Below are 16,706 nucleotides of genomic sequence, written 5' to 3'. Positions count from 1 at the left end.
TTCCACTCCTATCCGTTACGACCGGCCGGGCCGGAAGACACTGCGCGTTTCGTCGCGCATCGACTTCAGCTCTCGCAGGGTCCCCGCCGGAGCCTGCCGCTGTGCTTCGCGGCGATTGGACTTACATATATTCAGCAGGATCCCCGCCGCCACCATATTAACTATCAGGGAAGTACCGCCATAGCTGATAAAAGGCAGCGGCACCCCGACAACGGGCAGCATACCGCTGACCATACCGATATTGATAAATCCCTGGACGCCGAAATACATGGTCACGCCGAAAGCGAGAAGCCTGCCGAAAGGATCTTTGCAGTTAATTGCACAAATACACCCGTAATAAATGATTGCGCTGAAAAGAAGAAGCATGACCAAAGAACCGCGGAGTCCCCATTCCTGAGCAAGGACGGCAAAGGCAAAATCCGTATGCGCTTCAGGCAGATAGCTGAACTTGCTTATCCCTTCGCCGAGCCCTTGGCCCATAATGCCGCCGGAACCGATAGCGATAAGTCCCTGAACAGTCTGATACCCGAGCGTCTTTTCGTATCCCCACGGGTCAAGCCAGGCTACAATGCGGTTCATACGATAGGGCGCCGCAAGAAGGCAGAGCCCGGCAAGAACGGCGGCCGCAAGAAGAGGATATTTAACATGCATGACCCGCGCGCCGCTGATCCAAAGCATGAGAATCGGCAAGGCCATGATGATGATAGCCGTGCCGGCATCAGGTTGCACGACAACGGGAACGGCCAGCACAAGAGTCAGGGCCAGACAGCGCTGCGGATAAACAGTCAGCCGCTGCAGGGCAGATGTGCCGCGCCCAGTCTTCCACGGCACGAGAAACTCTATCCGTTTTCCCGCTTCTATCATGGGCGCCAAAATGGTTGCCGTACAAAGAATAACCGTAAGCTTAGCCAGTTCCGACGGTTGGAACGTAAACCCGGCGAAGCCGATCCATCGCTTGGCTCCGTTGACGGTAACGCCTGCGGCAAGAACGGCTAAAAGCAGCAAAACAGTTACGGCATAGAGCCAGGCCGTATGTTTTTTCAAATCGCGATAGTCCCGTTTAAAAACATACATTGCCGGTATCAGGCCGATGACGGAAAATACGAGCTGACGGATTAAATGGCCGAATGCACTGCCTGAAGACATGTCTTCGGCAAAGGTCGCGCTGAAGACATTAACCGTGCCGATAGTCCACAACATAAAGAACGCGGTCAATAGAACAAGCATCGCCATATTCATTTTTCCGGCTTTTTTATTCATCATAATGGACCTCCGCCGGACGTTCGGCCACGCAATGAAAAATCGGCTGCCCCGCGGCACTGAACTTGGCTTCATATTCGGTCACGGCCTCATTCAAAATAAGGCTGTTATGAAGATCATACGTTACGTCCGTCAAAGGCCATCGACACGCCTTGAATTCTCCGAGCGTAAAAGTAAAAAGACCTGCATTGTCGGACTTGAAATGAATCGTCCCGTGCGGCGTCAAAAGCCGCGCATATCTGTCAAGGAAGCTCCGATGAGTCAGACGGCGCTTGGCATGGCGGTTCTTCGGCCAGGGGTCGCAGAAATTGATAAAAAACCGATCCGCCTCCCCTTCTGCGAAAATACTTTCCAGAAAGGATATATCAAAGCGCAGGAGCCGCACATTACAAAGCTCTGCGGCGGCGCACTTTCTGGCCGCATAATAAAGAACGCCGAGCTGGACTTCAATGCCGATAAAATTTACATTCTTATGAATATCGGCCATGCGGGAAATAAAATTTCCTTTACCCGTTCCCAATTCTACCCAAAGCGGCGCCGACGGAGTTGCGAACTGTTCGCGCCATTTCCCCTTTACTTCTTCTCCCGGATGCAGGTAGACAAAGGATTCATAGGCTGTAACAGCCTCGTCAATCCAAGGTTTTCTTCGTAACCGCATGCCTTCCTCCTGTAAAAAAGGCGGCTGCGTTATACAGCCGCCCTTCGTTTCCGTTATACGAAACGGGCGAAGAATAAAAAATCACGTTTCTACACTCCCGATTTCTTTTACTCAGCTACTTTATTATAGGTAATGAACCGTCTGCTGTCAATGGCGCGGCCGTATGTAACACGCCGTTTCCAGGGTGTTCCCTCCAAAACGGAACGGTTCCTGCCCGCTTCGTTTTAGAACTTATAAGTAGCCTGGATGCGCGTATAATCACCGAGGGTGAACGCTTCACTGCTCAGTCTGTCACCGCCGTGGATGACCCCGCGCCGTCCCGTGCTCCTGGCCCCGAAAGTATAAAAGGCTTCCAGAAGGAAGTTCTTCGCCGGCACATATCCCGCACCGAGCGTGAAGGAACGGATCCCGTCGAGATAACGGTCCGGCAGACCTTCCGTACCGTTGCCGCCGAGGAAGGAGCCGTGTTCAAAGGATTTGTAATCGGCAAATGCATGCCACGATCCGGGTACGTCCGTATCGGCACGGCCCACATCGAAACGCAGCACCCAGAAGGTCGGGCTCGAACCGCCGCCCGTGTAATCACCCCATGCACCGCGGCCGCCGTGGTAGTAGCGCCCCGTTTCGGCGCGGTTCAGCCCCCAGTCAAAGGAAACGAAGGCATCGGTCCCCACCCTGTATTGCGCTCCCAGGCCGAAAACATCGGCCACATTGAGCTCTTTTTCCTGCACACGGAAGCCGTCTCCGAAGGAACGGAGATACCATGCGTTCAGGCCGAAATTGTCCGCAACCTTCCGGCGCACCTGAATATAGGCGGCCCTGTCGATAGCGGGAATGACATCATGTTTGACAAAGGTGCCGACGGCAAGGATATTTTCCGGCAGACCGCTCAGCGGCAGATTCGTGGCGCCGTTGGTCGGATCATAGCGGGCCCAAGTGATCAAATTGGCGATAAAGTCGGTAACGACCGCCGTACCGCCGATATACGTCGCCGGTTGGCCCAAACCTACAAAGTTGATATACATTTTATCCAACTGCTCCTGCTCCGTCAGCTCCCTGCCGGTATCGTCAACGTAAGTAATCGTTTCGCCGCGCTTTGCATATTCCGCTTTTACGGCATTCGTAATGGACTTCAGATAGCTGTAAATCTTCGCCTTGCCGTCCGGCCCGAAGATATCTCCGAAGCTGGGCGCTTCAATGGGCTGTATCCCCATACCGCGCCAATAGCCGATAAGAGAATCGGGTAATATGTTTTTTTGTAATCCGGATAATCTCCGGGCCGCTTGAATTCGGCCTGTGCCGCTTTCTTGCTTTTAAGATTTACTGTCGTACCGTCCGATTTACGGATAATCATATCAGCGCCGTATCCTTCATATTTGTTTTCAATTGAATATAAGGCAATCCTGGGATTTGTAATAATACCGCTGTCATCATCATAATCACTTCCGTGCCGGTTGGCTTTCAGGAACTTCTCGTTGTAGTAATCCTTTCCGGTATAAATATTATTACCCGATTCTCCTACTCCCTTGAGCAGATTAGCCAGCTCGGAAATAACGGCCAGACGCGCGTCGGCCTTGGCTACAGGGTCGGTCAGGCCGTCCGTAGCATGCAGGAACTTGTCCCAGTAGTCCAGCTGCTGCGTCCTGTAATCGGGCTGTACCGTATATCCCGTATACGGCCGCAAAGAACTGCCTTCTTTTCCAACACCCAATACTTCAAACAGAGTGGGGGCCCTCATAAACATGCCCTTTTCCACATGCGAGTAGGCCGAGTCGTTGATACCCGTGGAGAAGGAAAAATCACCGTAACCGAAGCGGACCTGCGTGGTACTGTCGGTCCAGACGGCACGGGCGCCGGTGTATTCTTTGCCGAACCAGTAACCTGTCGTCCCCATGCGTTCCGTCAGGCGACCGACGGTGAAGTCCCACTTGTCCGCCTTTTTACTGAGTTCGGCCCGCTCCAGGCGCACGCCGTGGATGCCGCGCCTGTCCGCGGCCGTGTATTTCGTATCCACCGCATTGCCGCTGGATCCCTCGACAACGAGGTTTTCAGTCTCTCCCAGCTGAATATCCGCGCCGAGACGGAGTCGCTGTTCCAGCCCGTGTCCCGGTTCATCTTTCATATTGCGTACGGCTTCATCGTCAAGAGATACGGTAGCGGATTTTTTCATGCCGGCCAGGTCCTGGCCGCCCCACATGCCGCTGCGTATGCGGTAGTCGCCGATAAGCTTGATATCCCCTCGCTTACGGCCGGCATCTTTGTCGGACGGGCGGTCGAGGAACCAACTGTCTGCCACAGCGTTTACAGCTTCAGCCCTTGTCCCCTCCGCCGTCAGTACAGCGGAGTTCTTCATTTTTGTCCCGGCCGCGGCCTTTGCCGCCGCTTCTTCCGCCGTGGCGGGACCGAACTTCATATTCACGCCCAGACGGTAGAGTCGGTCCTGATAGGCCCGGTCGTCGTCGCGATAGTTGAAGAGGTTGTCGACGCCTACGTACGCCGTAAGGTTTTTACCGAACTCTTTCTGGACCATAAGATTCCAAATACCGAAGGTTTTGGGCGGTAGTTCGGGTTCTTTTTTTTCCATTCTCCCGTATCGGCATTAAAATCGGCGGCCGTATAGGTATTGGCAACAGAATTGCTGTCCAGCATGTGAATATAGTAATCTCCCCAGAGAGCCGCCTTCCAGCCGTGCTTTTTATCTTCATAGTTCAGGCTGATATCCACTTTATGCTGCGGCCGGTCCAGAAGCTGTCGCGGCATGTCGGGATCGCTCTTATTGACGGCATGGAGCCAGGCGTATCCCAGCTTGGCCGACCAGCGGCTGTTAAAGCGGTGCTGCACTTCCGCTTCGATGCCCGTGATTTCAGCCTTGCCGATATTCTTAAACGTATACAGCCGATCCAGACTCAGGGAACTGTTCGGATCCAAATACGAACCGAAGTCAATAAGCTGTCCGACAAAATACGTCGTCATATAGTCATCGATGACATTGTGAAAGACGGAAGCCCTGGCAAAAGTCTTCTTATTTTCTCCTTCAATGCCTATATCGAAATTCAACGATTTCTCCGGTTTCAGATTCGGATTGCCCACCCAGTACCAGCCGTAATGGCTGCCGCCGGCGGAACCGTACATTTCCCAGTTATAATAGAGTTCACCCAGTCCCGGCTCGGCGTAGCCCGTCCCGATATTGGCCTTCAGACGGCGGTGCGGGTTGCCGCCCAAGTTGCGGGTCATGCCGAGCTGTGCCGTAAAGCGGCTGCCGAATTTATCGCTGTTATCGAGGCGCAGGACCGGAGTAAGTATCGTATCGTCATTGACCTGCCATGCATCCTGGATAAAAAAGTGACGTTTCCGCAGGTGCGCTTCACCGCCGCTAAGCATATTTTTGCGGGAGTCATAGTTTTCCTTAAAATACGATCCGTTATACTTAAGGTTCCGACGCTCTTCTGGCGTAAACGCTGTGGAAACATCACTGCCACCGTAGTAAATATCGACAATATCCCGATAGTGTGTATCATACCCCGGATTCAGATCATTCAGTATCTGGGCAAAGGCCTTATGCTTTGCTCCCGCCGCAAGCAGGCGGTCGTGCTGGGCCTGGGTGATGGAGCCGTTATGCAGTGCCTCCTGCAGTGCGTTCCGATAGGTGCCGGCAGGAAAATATCCCCACCCTTCATATTGTTCAATCGTGTTGGCCGGGAGGGTCGTTCCGTTATGCGGCAGTCTGGTACCGGTCCATTCCTTATATTCTTCATAAGGAAAAGGCGGCGCCGTTTCGCTGTTGTAGTATTCCAGATTGCGATTCCACTGGAGAACGCCGTCGGCTCCGTACGTAAACGCATAGTTATGAATACTCGAATCGGGTTCGCCGGATTTTCCGCCCTGTTCAATAGGGACATAAAGATTCCGTTCATAGTCCCAGGGATCGATGGAGCGTATCCAGCGCTTGGGCGCATTTTTCAGACGTGTACCGTCAGCCTTTTCTTCCGTATAGCCGAGGCCGTAGGTAAAAAGGTGCCTGCCGTTAGGCGCATAGTTTAAGACGGCATTAACGCCGAGCTGCTTATGCTCCAGCCAGTCCAGCGACACCAAGCCGTTCTGCCCAGAATAAGCGTCGCGCCCTTTATTGTAATAAGTTGTAACGCCCGTATCACGTTCCTTCATTTTGCCGTAGTCCACATCGAGTTTCCAATCCGCCTTGCCGCCGCGGCCTGTATAGGACAGGCCGTACGTATCCCGATCCATGGTGCGTTTGAAAATCTGCATGGGTTCAAAGTATGATTCAATAAATCCTGTAGAGTTTTTATTCCGACGCTGCATGTCCTCTTTCTCTTTCATGCCGCGGAAAGAAATGGCATGATCCTTGTCAATCTCGACCTTCAGCGCGGCACCGATATTCTTGGACGTACCGTAATAGCGCAGAGACGGACGGAAATCATCGTACCAGCCGCTCAGGACAGAGCCTTTCGTAAAAGCCCGCTCGTTCGAATAAACAGGCATGATATCCCGCTTACTGCCGAAAATACTGAACTTGACATTACCGACTTTACCGGAATCGGCGCGTAAATAATAATTCGACGGCCAGGTATTTTTGTTTTCATCCGTGCCGTCGTGCCTATGGTAGCGTGCTTCGGCATTCAGCTGAAAACTCGGCTTATCCGACGGCGCCCTGGTAATGATATTGACGACGCCGCCGATGGCGTCGGCCCCGTATTTAGCGGACGCCGCACCACGGATGATCTCAATGCGTTCAATATTTTCCGCACCGATACGCATTGCTTCATCGCCGGCACCCATGTATTTGGACACATCACTGATAACCGGTTGTCCGTCGACAAGGATCAGCGTATGCCGCGGATCGGCACCGCGGATAGCGATACCTACACGTCCCATGGAATCAACAGTTCGAGTTATGCCGGTTTCACTGAAAATAAGATCTTCCACAGACTTGGCCTGTTTCTTTTCGATATCCGCCTTTGTAATAATCGTAGTGCTTTGCGATTCATATTTAGCCACTTCTTTAGCCGCATCCATCCGAACGACGACATCGCCGGTATCAATGCGCCCCCCCGTTGTCGAACCGTCCGCCGCCAAAGTGGGAGCCGACAGCCACGTAATTACGGCGCAAACCAAAAAAGCCGTTCGTTCCGCTTTTCGTAAATGAGATTTCATGTTTTTCCCTCCCTGTTAAACTGTCAGATTATGCTGCTCAACTATAAGCTCCGCATAACAACTGCTTCACTTATTTAAATTTTGAGTATCATTATCTTTATATAATACACAGGTACATAGAGAATTTTCCACTCCGTTCGGACCAAAAATGCTCCGTTCGGACATAATTAGACAGACTCTTCATATGGATTATGCATTGTATATACCTTACGAATACCTTCAGGAATAACTGTTCCGATGTCGGATTTTCAGCATCTGCACGGCAGCGGCTGAAACAGGAGAAAAACGGCAAAAAGCCATACTGAAGCGTTCGCTTTCAGTATGGCCTGCTCCTGTTCCCGCCCTTACGGAAGAAGGGGTAAGATATCCAGGAGGGAACTGACGATATAATCGGCTTTTTCCCGCTCAAACAACGGTCTTGCCCGTTCTCCTTCCAATCCGGTGAGAACGGCAATCATCACGGCGCCCATAGCCTTGGCACATCGAATGTCGGCCGGAGAGTCACCGATAATATAATAGGTACCCTGCTTGTACTTGTCGGGATGATCAATATAATCCCGATAACACTTCTCATCTCTTCCGAACGCTCCCGCATAGTAGACGAAAGGGTTCGGCTTATCCAAGGCCCTGCCGAGTTGTTTTTCCGCTTTTTCTATATCCGTCGCCGTGGCAATATGCCTGACATCGAATTCATCAAGCCAGCCGCAGGCCGCAAAGGGTATCTCCACCTCCTTGGCGGCTCTGCCTGTACCCACGGCAATAGCGTAGCCTCGCCGCTTTAACTCGATAAACATGGCCTTCGTTTCGGCGGCCCCGCCGAGGGGCACCTCCCGTGTGAGGAATCCCGCTTTGCCCGGACTATCGGGTTTCCTGCCATATGTTTCTGCATAAAATGCATCGCCTAAATACCAGTTTTGAAAACACGCAAAAAGGCTTTGCCAAAGAGTCCCGTGTAAACCGAGCTGACCGGCAAAGACGGCTGCCGTCGCACCAGACAAGGCCTTGTCGACCAGGGAAAAAACATCGTCCTTCTTCGTATCTTCCGGAACAAGCGTTTCAAAAAGGCCGAGTACACGCCGGCCCGACGGAATGGCAAAAGCCCGCCGTCTCAATGCCGTGCCCAATTTCCGCAAGGCCGGCGGGGTCGAAAAATCGGCGCTCAGGCCTCTGAACAAGTTTGCATCCCCTTGCGCGGCAACAAGAAAAGAGCAGACGGCAAAAAGATATACCATATCCCAATTACTGTTGATACCGTGCCGTTTAAAACGGCGCAAAAGTTCATCATCCGCCCAGTAGTGGCGGCGCAATGCTTCTATCTTTTCTTCCGTCGGTTCGGCTATGACGGGTTCTTCACCAATCCCTAAAAAAAGAGGGCTGTTGTACCATTCCCACAAAGCCAGCCCGGATACATCAAAATATCGCTTTTCACTGAGAAGGACTCCGTCGACATCAAAAATAACTGTTTTCATGTTATACCTCTAAAAGGTCTTGTCACAATGACCGGTTTCTTTTTTATTTTCTTCTTTTCGGGAACGTGCCGCCAGGCAGGCAGCCACATCCTGGACAGTAAGTCCGACAGCTTCCCACAGCACGGCCATATGATAGAAGAGGTCCGCCGACTCGCCTATGGCTTCTTCCCGTAGTTGCGGCAACTGTGCCGCATCGGCGCAGACAGTAACATTTTTGGCGGCAATAATCACTTCCGCCGCTTCTTCACCGATTTTTTTACAAATCTTATCCGTTCCCGTTTCCAATAAATACGCAGTATATGATTTTTCCGTCGGATGAAGGCGTTTTTTTTCTATTCTGTCCTGCAGGTCCGAGAAAACGCTGAGACTGCGATCATCTTTTCCGGGCAGGCCGCAAAGCCCCCGGTAAAAGCATGTCTTACGGCCGGTATGGCAGGCAGCTCCCGTCTGCTCCACCTGAAAGAGAAGTGTATCGCCGTCACAATCGACGCTTGCGGCGATAACTCTTTGTCTGTGTCCCGATACGGCGCCCTTATGCCACAGCTCCTGACGGCTGCGGCTATAAAACCATGTTTCTCCCGTTTCAACCGTTTTGGCAAGGGACTCTTTATTCATATAGGCTACCATGAGCACCTTACCGCTTTTGCTTTCTTGGATGACGGCGGGGACAAGGCCTATCTCATTAAAGCGTACGGATTCGATCCCGACAAATTCCATTTAAATTTCCACCCCTCTCACGGCAATTCCTTCTGCAGCCAAATACTGCTTTAAGTCAAAAACGGATATCTCTCCGTAGTGGAAAACGGATGCCGCCAAGGCTGCATCGGCGCCGACGAGAAAAACATCTTTAAAATCCTCTTTTTTCCCGGCGCCGCCGGAGGCAATAATCGGTACAGGCAGCTCACGTGCCAATATCCCGTTCAGTTCCAGATCGAAACCGCCTTTCTCTCCGTCCGCATCAATCGAGTTAATACAGATTTCACCGGCACCGAGGGCGACTCCGTATTTAGCCCATTGTACCGCATCAAGTCCCGTATTCTCTCTGCCGCCGGCGATATAGACCTGCCATTTCCCGGGCCCGCACCGTTTGGCATCGACGGAAAGGACGACACACTGATTACCGAAGCTTTCAGCTCCCTCACGAATGAGTTCAGGCCTTCTGACCGCGGCCGAATTCACGGAAACCTTATCGGCGCCAGCATTAAGCACACGACGAAAATCATCAATGCTGCCGATACCGCCGCCGATGGTGAAAGGGATATCCACCGCTTGAGCGACACGTTCGACAATATCAAGGAAAAGAGGCCGTTCTCCATGTGTTGCCGTTATATCGTAAAAGACGAGTTCGTCGGCCAGCTGAGCCGAGTATAGCGCTCCCAATTTCACGGGATCATCTACGTCGTGTATATTTTTAAATTGTTTTCCCTTGACAACGCGGCCGTCGCGCACGTCCAGGCAGGGTACGATTCGTTTGGCCAGCATCTTACATTCCTCCCAAAGCGCGGATCTCGGCCATTGTCACCCGTCCTTCGTAAAGGGCCGTCCCTGTGATGGCGCCGTAAATCCCCATTGCCCGTAAAGCCTTGAGATCCTCAATTGTACCGATACCGCCGGAGGCAATAAGGCGAATAAAAGGCAGTTGCTGCAGTTTTTCGAGCATGGCCAGATTAGGCCCTGTCAACATACCGTCACGACGGATATCCGTATAAATAAGGGTACGAATACCGATAGACAGCAAAAACAGTGCAAAGGGGATGACTTTTTTATCACTGCCGTCCACCCAGCCGTGAGTCGCGACGACATCATTTTTCGCATCAAGGGAGACCGCCAGGCTCGAAGCGTATTGCCGCGCGGCCTCGACGAGAAAATGCTGATCTTCCGCAGCCTTTGAACCGAGGATAACACGGCTCACTCCATTATTGAGATATTCTTCAATGGCCTCTTCCGTACGTATGCCGCCGCCGACTTCAACAGGAATTTCGACGGACTCACAGATGCGTCTGATGATGTCTTTGTTCTTCGGTTCACCGGCAAAGGCGCCGTCCAAATCGACAACATGGAGAAAGAGCGCCCCTTCATCGCACCACTTGCGCGCCGCTTCCACAGGATCTTCAAAATATTCCTTACCGGCGCCTGCAACCCCCTGGCGCAAGCGAACGACACGGCCGTTCTGTATATCTATTGCAGGAAATACTATCATGGCCTTACTCCTTCCGCACATATGTCAATATATTTTCTAAAAGACGGCTGCCGACGGCGCCGCTTTTTTCGGGATGAAACTGCATGCCCAGGACATTATCCCTGCCGCAGATTGCCGGTACGGCACCGTCGTACTCGGTCGCGGCAATCACATCGTCCGTATGAACGGGCACCTTATGATAGGAGTGGACGAAATATACATACGGCCGTGCCGGCAGTCCGTTCTCCAGCCAATGACGGCGCACAAAGTTCAGCTCATTCCAGCCCATATGAGGTACTTTCAGATGCGTCCGGAAAGGCACGACTTCACCGGGAAGAAACCCTAAAGTCTCATGCTTTCCCCCTTCATGAGAACACTCAAAAAGAGCCTGCATACCGAGACATACACCGAGAAGGAAGGTACCGGAACGAACCTTCTCCGTCAGAACTTCAACCAGCTTTCTTTCCTTCAAATTGCGTACGGCATCACGCATGGCGCCGACGCCGGGAAGCTCAATAAGATCGGCTGTGCGGATAACATCGGCATCTCCCGTAACAATCGGGTTTTCTCCGAGGCGCCGCCATGCGTAAACAACATTGGCCAGGTTACCGACACCGTAATCGACGATGACAAGATTCATTTATAGCACTCCTTTAGTCGACAGTATAACGCCGCTTCCGTCATCATACACGGCTTCACGCAGCGCATGTCCGAGAGCCTTAAAGACGGACTCGACAATGTGATGACTGTTACTGCCGTAGAGATTGGCTATATGCAGGTTCATGCCGCCGTGAACGGCAAACGCATAGAGAAAATCGTACAGCATTTCCGTTTTCAAAATCACCGATCCTCTCTGCCCGCACGGTCACATCGCAGACCAGATAAGGACGGCCGCTCAGATCAATAACAACCCTGGTCAGCGCCTCGTCCATAGGACAATAAAACATGCCGTAGCGGCGAATACCCGCCCTGTTCCCCAACGCCTCAGTTAAAGCATCACCGAGAACGATAGCCAAATCTTCCAATGTATGATGCGTATCGACTGCTAAATCCCCGTCTACGGAAACAGCTAAATCAAAAGACCCGTGGCGGGAAAAAAGCTGCAGCATATGGTCAAAAAAGCCGATGCCGGACGAGCCGGAGAAGATTCCCGTGCCGTCGACATTGAGAGAAAGTAAAATCTGTGTTTCTCCGGTCTTCCGTTCTATTGTTGCACTACGCATGACTGTACTCCTTTCGTAAAGCAGTGATAATGCGATCTGCCGTTTCATTTGTCGTGACGGTAAGGCGCAGACAGTTTTTCAGCGCTTCCGTTTTATATGAACGCACGGCAATATCCGCCGCGGAGAGCGCATTGACCGCAGCGGCCCCGTCAGGTACGCGGATAAGAATAAAATTGGCCGCGCTGTCATAAACGGCGACATCCGGGAGGGTGCGGAGTTTCTCTGCCAGATACCGTCGTGCCGCTGTAATGCGCGGAATCGTATAGGCAAGGATCTTATCACGATTATCCATAGCTACGAGACCGACGAGTTGAGACATGGCATTTACATTATATGCCGGTTTCATCAGGGAAAGGGCCTTTATCATCTCTTTATTCGCTACGGCATACCCGATGCGATAGCCTGCAAGCCCGAAAGACTTGGACAGCGTTCTGAGAACGATGAGATTATCATATTTATGAATCAGGGAAACAGCGCTGTCGGCGGCGGCAAATTCCATATATGCCTCATCCACGAGGAGCGGATTTTTTGCGGCCGCCGCAATCGACTCCACCTCAGCCAGCGACCATACGTGGCCGGTCGGATTATTGGGGTTGCAGATAACCGTCAATTTCGGCTGTACTTCTTCCACCTTCCGCCTATATGCGGCGGCGTTGCGTACAAACCCGTCTTCATCGGGAACACGCACCTCTCTGCCGCCGATCATGACCGCATCAATGCCGTACATATCGAAAGTCGGCCAGTGCGTTAAAACCGTATCACCGGGGTTGATGAAGGTATTCACAGTAAGACCGATAATTTCGTCACCGCCGTTGCCCACGAGGATTTCTCCCGGTTCACACCCCATATACCCGCTCAAGGCAAGGCGCAATTCTTCCGCGTACGGATCAGGATAACGGCAGGAACGAAATCGAACAAATCGTTTCTCGTAATCTCTGCGGACTTCCGGAAAATCAAAGATAGTGTAAGGACTTTCATTGGCATTGATGACAATCGACTCGGAAATGGCCGGAACGACATACGGCTCCGCCTTCTGCAACGTCTTTCGTATCCATCTGTTATCCATCCAATCTCCTCCTCATTGCCAATCCGTGTGCCTCCAGACCTTCCACATCGGCAAAAACCGCTACCTTTTCGGCAACCGCTGTAAAAGCTTGTTGATCATATTGCAGTAAACTGGACCGCTTGACGAAATCATAGACGCCGAGGGGGGACGAAAAAGCGGCGGTCCCCATTGTCGGCAGGGTATGATTGGGCCCGGCAAAGTAATCGCCCAGCGGTTCAGGCGTATACGGCCCCATGAATATTGCGCCCGCATTGACAATAGCCGGTATATAAGATGCCGGTTCCTCAAAGAGTATTTCCAAATGTTCCGGAGCAATACGGTTCATTATCTCTACGGCTTGTTCTTTATCTTCGGTTATGAAGATTTTCCCGTAATCGTTGACGGCGGCCTCTGCAATATTACTGCGTTTCAGTTCTTTTACCTGACGCCGCACTTCTCCTTCTACAGCCTCTGCCAGTTGTTCACTCGGCGTAACCAGGAAAAGAGCGGCCCGTCTGTCATGTTCGGCCTGCGCCAGCATATCCGCCGCAATCCAAACGGGATTGGCGCTGTCATCAGCAAGAATGCCGACTTCACTGGGCCCGGCAATCATATCGATGCCGACCAGACCGAAAACGAGACGTTTGGCCATAGCTACATAGGCATTGCCGGGCCCGACGATTTTAAAGACCGGTTCGACCGTTTCCGTCCCGTACGCAGCGGCGGCGATGCCCTGTGCTCCGCCAATCTTATAAATTTCCTTTACTCCCGCGACAGATGCGGCAGCCAGGATATACGGATTAACGGAGCCGTCCCGATCGGGCGGCGTAAAAACGGCAAGGGAAGGTACGCCCGCAACCTGCGCCGGTATCGTATCCATAAGCACGGTTGACGGGTAGGCGGCCGTACCGCCGGGTACATACACACCGACGCGCTGAATAGGGGTAAACTTCGTTCCCAAATGCACGCCCGGGCGGCATTCTTCAAACCAAGTCGTTTCCGCCTGCCGTTCATGGTAAGCGCGAATATTATTACACGCTTCTTCGAGAATACTTATAAAATTCGCCCCCGCCTGCACCCGGGCCGCTTCCATTTCAGCGGCGCTTACGCGAAAATCTGCAAGTTCAACACCGTCAAAACGCGCCGTAAATTTACGAACTGCCGCGTCACCGCCTGTACGCACTGCTTCCAAAACGGTCTGTGTCCGCTCGTGTATCGCAGTATCGCCGGCCTGCGTGCGCGCCGTAATTTCACGTATAGCCCGTAATGTCAATCCTTCCGCAGGCACCTTTATCCGCTCCATCATCGCTTCCCCCCTGCCGCTTTGCGTTTTTCCATAACTGAACATATCGCTTCGATCTCGCGTTTCTTCAATTTAAACGCGACGGGATTACAAATCATACGGGCGCTGAAATCCATAATGTAATCCCGTACTTCCAACCCGTTGGCTTTTAATGTACTGCCCGTCTCAACAAGATCCACGATGAGGTCGGCCAAGCCGACAAGCGGGGCCAGTTCAACGGATCCGTTAAGCTTGACAATATCAACACTGTAATGATTCTTTTCAAAATACTGTCGTGCAATACGCGGGTATTTAGTACCGATTGTAAGACGTTTCGTCAGCTCCGGCTCATTGCCGGCAACACCGGCAACGGCCATACGGCAGCGGCCTATATTAAGATCCGCTATTTCGTATACGTCCGCACAGAAACACTCTTCAACAAGCACATCCTTTCCGACAATACCGATATCGGTGGCGCCCCGTTCGACATAAACGGCTACATCGGGAGATTTGACAAGAGTTACTTTAAGCTGTCCGCTGCGATCGGCAAAAATCAGTTTGCGGCTCTCTTCGGAATAGGTCGGAAAATCATAGCCGCTCTCTTGAAGATAGGCCATTACCTGCTTATGAATCCGCCCTTTGGCCAAAGCAATATGCAGTGTCATCATCTCACCTCCTGTACGAGTACTTCCATATCGGCGGCACTCAATTCCTTACCGTCTTTACTGTACACGCCGTCGCTGTATTGGCAGATACTCTTATAGTCACGGGTATCGATAAAAACCTCTCTGTTATATATACCGATACGGCAACCGAGCCGGCGCCAGCGGAAAACGTCCGCAACAAGCCGTTCATCACAACGATCATAAATGACAGCCAGCTCCGAGGCCGGTTCATTATCTTTTAAAAGCCCGCCGTCCTTCATGAATTCATAGAGGATATTGATATTCATGCCGAAGCCGCAGGCAGGTCTGTCGACACCGAACAGCCGTGAAAGTGTATTATAACGACCGCCGCTGATGAGTTCACAAAATGCGCCGTTTGCATAAATCTTGAATATCATATCCGTATAATACCCCAACGGGCCGGTAAATCCCAAATCGAGTTGAAGGGTATCTCTATATCCGGAAAATGTAAGAAAACGATTGATTTCTTCCAATCGGGTTAACGCATTGTGCATAGCCCCGTTCAGACAATATGCGCGAGCCTTTGCCGAGATTTCGGAATAAGGGCCGAAGAGCATCGGCAATGCATCCAAAACATCACGGTACGATTGTTCCAGCGCTAATGAATCCGTGAAAACATGATAAGCCACGATATCGCGCTCACTCAATAACCGCCTTAATACTCTTTTTTCTTCTTCTTTTAAGCCGCTCCCATCAAAAAGCGCGTTTCCGTAAGCGGCATTTCCCAAGTCGATATGCATATCTTCAACTCCGACAGAGGTCAAAAGATCGGCCGCCATGGAGATGACTTCTCCGTCGCATTCAGCGCTGTCAATCCCGAGAATTTCCGCTCCGCCTTGAAGAAAGTCGCGGCCATAGGTACTGCGGCCGGAATAATTACGAAAGACCGTACTCACATAGGCAAATTTCAAAAGTTTACGGGCCTGCGGATATTCGCGAGCCGCCGTCTCCACTATAGGCAATGTCACGTCAGGGCGAAGGACGGGAACCGTACCGTCAGCATCGACCGTCTTGACCATTTCCTTGCGTAAATCAGGAAAAACTGTGCTGCACATATCGTAATCAGCAAAATTCGGCGTTTCTACAAGTTTACAGCCGTACCGGCTGAAAACGTCCAATAATCTGCGTTGAATGCGTGCATAATTACGTATTTCATCATGATGCAGCATTTTTACTCCGTCCAGGCTGTTCCCGTCCATCAGTATCTCTCCTTAATTTTCTTCATCGCTTTAATTTGTTAAAGCGATGGATATGTTTATATAATATCAACAGTATCGCCAAAAATCAACCTCAAAAAAAGGCGCTTACAAAACCGGTGCTTCTGTCTCTGTTTTCTAAAAACATTTTGCACAAAAACAAAAGTTAATCGCTGACATACATATAAAAAAGAGCACGACTCTCAACGAATCGTGCTCTTTGCCGCCTATGACTCTTTTTCGGCACGTTGCAAAATTTTTTTTACCGACTTCTCAAATTTCGGACGCGGCACCATGACACGGTGGCCGCAACCCTTGCAGATAATAATAAAGTCAACACCGGTACGCATGACCTCCCACTCATCGGAGCCGCAAGGATGCGCTTTTTTCAATTGAACCGTATCTCCCGTATGATAGCGTATAAAATCGGCCATGCTGTTCTCTCCTCCGCTTTTATTCTTCTTTCTTTTCAACAACATCGGGACCGCCTATGCGAAGGCTCCGCAAAACAATACCCCGTTCATTAAATTCGCCGG

General features: G+C 51.6%; 17 protein-coding genes. All 17 read right to left on the bottom strand.

What is annotated here, in order from left to right; translation table 11 throughout:
- Positions 1-15: 15 nt before the first annotated feature.
- The 17 genes from HMPREF0080_RS06955 to HMPREF0080_RS06885 all read right to left on the bottom strand — a co-directional run bounded on the left by HMPREF0080_RS06955 (position 16) and on the right by HMPREF0080_RS06885 (position 16,604).
- A complete protein-coding gene (locus HMPREF0080_RS06955) occupies positions 16-1,263 on the bottom strand; it encodes an FtsW/RodA/SpoVE family cell cycle protein (RefSeq protein ID WP_006790685.1) in 1,248 nt (415 codons plus the stop codon).
- The gene (gene trmB, locus HMPREF0080_RS06950) at positions 1,253-1,918 is read right to left on the bottom strand and encodes a tRNA (guanosine(46)-N7)-methyltransferase TrmB (protein WP_006790683.1); all 666 of its coding nucleotides are present in this window, start codon (positions 1,916-1,918) and stop codon (positions 1,253-1,255) included. Before trmB ends, HMPREF0080_RS06955 begins: the two co-directional genes overlap by 11 nt.
- Positions 1,919-2,142: 224 nt before the next feature.
- Positions 2,143-3,132 (bottom strand): hypothetical protein, encoded by a 990-nt coding sequence (locus HMPREF0080_RS06945; protein ID WP_006790681.1) that lies wholly within the window; start codon positions 3,130-3,132, stop codon positions 2,143-2,145.
- Positions 3,051-4,502 (bottom strand): TonB-dependent receptor, encoded by a 1,452-nt coding sequence (locus tag HMPREF0080_RS11370; RefSeq protein ID WP_156795311.1) that lies wholly within the window; start codon positions 4,500-4,502, stop codon positions 3,051-3,053. Before HMPREF0080_RS11370 ends, HMPREF0080_RS06945 begins: the two co-directional genes overlap by 82 nt.
- Complete coding sequence (locus HMPREF0080_RS11365) at positions 4,406-7,090, bottom strand: TonB-dependent receptor plug domain-containing protein (protein ID WP_006790678.1); 2,685 nt, start codon at positions 7,088-7,090, stop codon at positions 4,406-4,408. The genes HMPREF0080_RS11370 and HMPREF0080_RS11365 overlap by 97 nt, the downstream gene beginning before the upstream one ends.
- A gap of 344 nt (positions 7,091-7,434) precedes the next feature.
- Positions 7,435-8,559: an HAD family hydrolase gene (locus tag HMPREF0080_RS06935; RefSeq protein ID WP_006790677.1), complete on the bottom strand. Its 1,125-nt coding sequence runs from the start codon at positions 8,557-8,559 to the stop codon at positions 7,435-7,437.
- Positions 8,560-8,568: 9 nt separating this feature from the next.
- Positions 8,569-9,276 carry a bifunctional phosphoribosyl-AMP cyclohydrolase/phosphoribosyl-ATP diphosphatase HisIE gene (gene hisIE, locus HMPREF0080_RS06930; protein ID WP_006790676.1) on the bottom strand — a complete coding sequence of 236 codons (708 nt, stop codon included), beginning with the start codon at positions 9,274-9,276 and terminating at the stop codon, positions 8,569-8,571.
- Positions 9,277-10,041: an imidazole glycerol phosphate synthase subunit HisF gene (hisF, locus tag HMPREF0080_RS06925; RefSeq protein WP_006790675.1), complete on the bottom strand. Its 765-nt coding sequence runs from the start codon at positions 10,039-10,041 to the stop codon at positions 9,277-9,279.
- A 1-nt stretch (position 10,042) separates the two neighbouring features.
- A complete protein-coding gene (gene hisA, locus HMPREF0080_RS06920) occupies positions 10,043-10,759 on the bottom strand; it encodes a 1-(5-phosphoribosyl)-5-[(5-phosphoribosylamino)methylideneamino]imidazole-4-carboxamide isomerase (RefSeq protein ID WP_040347459.1) in 717 nt (238 codons plus the stop codon).
- 4 nt (positions 10,760-10,763) lie between these two features.
- Complete coding sequence (hisH, locus tag HMPREF0080_RS06915) at positions 10,764-11,378, bottom strand: imidazole glycerol phosphate synthase subunit HisH (protein WP_006790673.1); 615 nt, start codon at positions 11,376-11,378, stop codon at positions 10,764-10,766.
- Positions 11,379-11,522 carry a hypothetical protein gene (locus HMPREF0080_RS11360; protein WP_280959844.1) on the bottom strand — a complete coding sequence of 48 codons (144 nt, stop codon included), beginning with the start codon at positions 11,520-11,522 and terminating at the stop codon, positions 11,379-11,381.
- On the bottom strand, positions 11,488-11,961 hold the full coding sequence (locus HMPREF0080_RS06910) for an imidazoleglycerol-phosphate dehydratase (protein WP_006790671.1): 474 nt from the start codon (positions 11,959-11,961) through the stop codon (positions 11,488-11,490). The genes HMPREF0080_RS11360 and HMPREF0080_RS06910 overlap by 35 nt, the downstream gene beginning before the upstream one ends.
- On the bottom strand, positions 11,954-13,027 hold the full coding sequence (hisC, locus tag HMPREF0080_RS06905; RefSeq protein WP_006790670.1) for a histidinol-phosphate transaminase: 1,074 nt from the start codon (positions 13,025-13,027) through the stop codon (positions 11,954-11,956). Before hisC ends, HMPREF0080_RS06910 begins: the two co-directional genes overlap by 8 nt.
- A complete protein-coding gene (gene hisD, locus HMPREF0080_RS06900) occupies positions 13,020-14,312 on the bottom strand; it encodes a histidinol dehydrogenase (protein WP_006790669.1) in 1,293 nt (430 codons plus the stop codon). The genes hisC and hisD overlap by 8 nt, the downstream gene beginning before the upstream one ends.
- Positions 14,309-14,956, bottom strand: a complete 648-nt coding sequence (gene hisG / locus HMPREF0080_RS06895; protein ID WP_006790668.1) for an ATP phosphoribosyltransferase — start codon at positions 14,954-14,956, stop codon at positions 14,309-14,311. The genes hisD and hisG overlap by 4 nt, the downstream gene beginning before the upstream one ends.
- Complete coding sequence (locus HMPREF0080_RS06890) at positions 14,953-16,173, bottom strand: ATP phosphoribosyltransferase regulatory subunit (RefSeq protein ID WP_006790667.1); 1,221 nt, start codon at positions 16,171-16,173, stop codon at positions 14,953-14,955. The genes hisG and HMPREF0080_RS06890 overlap by 4 nt, the downstream gene beginning before the upstream one ends.
- A 224-nt stretch (positions 16,174-16,397) precedes the next feature.
- A complete protein-coding gene (locus tag HMPREF0080_RS06885) occupies positions 16,398-16,604 on the bottom strand; it encodes a DUF951 domain-containing protein (RefSeq protein WP_040347477.1) in 207 nt (68 codons plus the stop codon).
- Positions 16,605-16,706: the final 102 nt, after the last annotated feature.

The organism is Megasphaera geminata F0357 (genome assembly GCF_000239275.1).
Taxonomy (GTDB): domain Bacteria; phylum Bacillota; class Negativicutes; order Veillonellales; family Megasphaeraceae; genus Megasphaera; species Megasphaera geminata.
Note: the sequence above shows the minus strand (reverse complement) of the source record. Positions and strands in the feature narration are given on the sequence as shown.

Excerpts from the sequence above, each read along its gene's own strand:
- HMPREF0080_RS11365 (WP_006790678.1), bottom strand. The coding sequence starts at position 7,090 with ATGAAATCTCATTTACGAAAAGCGGAACGAACGGCTTTTTTGGTTTGC.
- HMPREF0080_RS06955 (WP_006790685.1), bottom strand. The coding sequence starts at position 1,263 with ATGATGAATAAAAAAGCCGGAAAAATGAATATGGCGATGCTTGTTCTA.
- hisC (WP_006790670.1), bottom strand. The coding sequence starts at position 13,027 with ATGGATAACAGATGGATACGAAAGACGTTGCAGAAGGCGGAGCCGTAT.
- HMPREF0080_RS06910 (WP_006790671.1), bottom strand. The coding sequence starts at position 11,961 with ATGCGTAGTGCAACAATAGAACGGAAGACCGGAGAAACACAGATTTTA.
- hisH (WP_006790673.1), bottom strand. The coding sequence starts at position 11,378 with ATGAATCTTGTCATCGTCGATTACGGTGTCGGTAACCTGGCCAATGTT.
- HMPREF0080_RS06885 (WP_040347477.1), bottom strand. The coding sequence starts at position 16,604 with ATGGCCGATTTTATACGCTATCATACGGGAGATACGGTTCAATTGAAA.
- hisG (WP_006790668.1), bottom strand. The coding sequence starts at position 14,956 with ATGATGACACTGCATATTGCTTTGGCCAAAGGGCGGATTCATAAGCAG.
- trmB (WP_006790683.1), bottom strand. The coding sequence starts at position 1,918 with ATGCGGTTACGAAGAAAACCTTGGATTGACGAGGCTGTTACAGCCTAT.
- hisF (WP_006790675.1), bottom strand. The coding sequence starts at position 10,041 with ATGCTGGCCAAACGAATCGTACCCTGCCTGGACGTGCGCGACGGCCGC.
- hisD (WP_006790669.1), bottom strand. The coding sequence starts at position 14,312 with ATGATGGAGCGGATAAAGGTGCCTGCGGAAGGATTGACATTACGGGCT.
- HMPREF0080_RS11370 (WP_156795311.1), bottom strand. The coding sequence starts at position 4,502 with ATGGAAAAAAAAGAACCCGAACTACCGCCCAAAACCTTCGGTATTTGG.
- HMPREF0080_RS11360 (WP_280959844.1), bottom strand. The coding sequence starts at position 11,522 with ATGAACCTGCATATAGCCAATCTCTACGGCAGTAACAGTCATCACATT.
- HMPREF0080_RS06890 (WP_006790667.1), bottom strand. The coding sequence starts at position 16,173 with ATGGACGGGAACAGCCTGGACGGAGTAAAAATGCTGCATCATGATGAA.
- HMPREF0080_RS06935 (WP_006790677.1), bottom strand. The coding sequence starts at position 8,559 with ATGAAAACAGTTATTTTTGATGTCGACGGAGTCCTTCTCAGTGAAAAG.
- HMPREF0080_RS06945 (WP_006790681.1), bottom strand. The coding sequence starts at position 3,132 with ATGGGGATACAGCCCATTGAAGCGCCCAGCTTCGGAGATATCTTCGGG.
- hisA (WP_040347459.1), bottom strand. The coding sequence starts at position 10,759 with ATGATAGTATTTCCTGCAATAGATATACAGAACGGCCGTGTCGTTCGC.
- hisIE (WP_006790676.1), bottom strand. The coding sequence starts at position 9,276 with ATGGAATTTGTCGGGATCGAATCCGTACGCTTTAATGAGATAGGCCTT.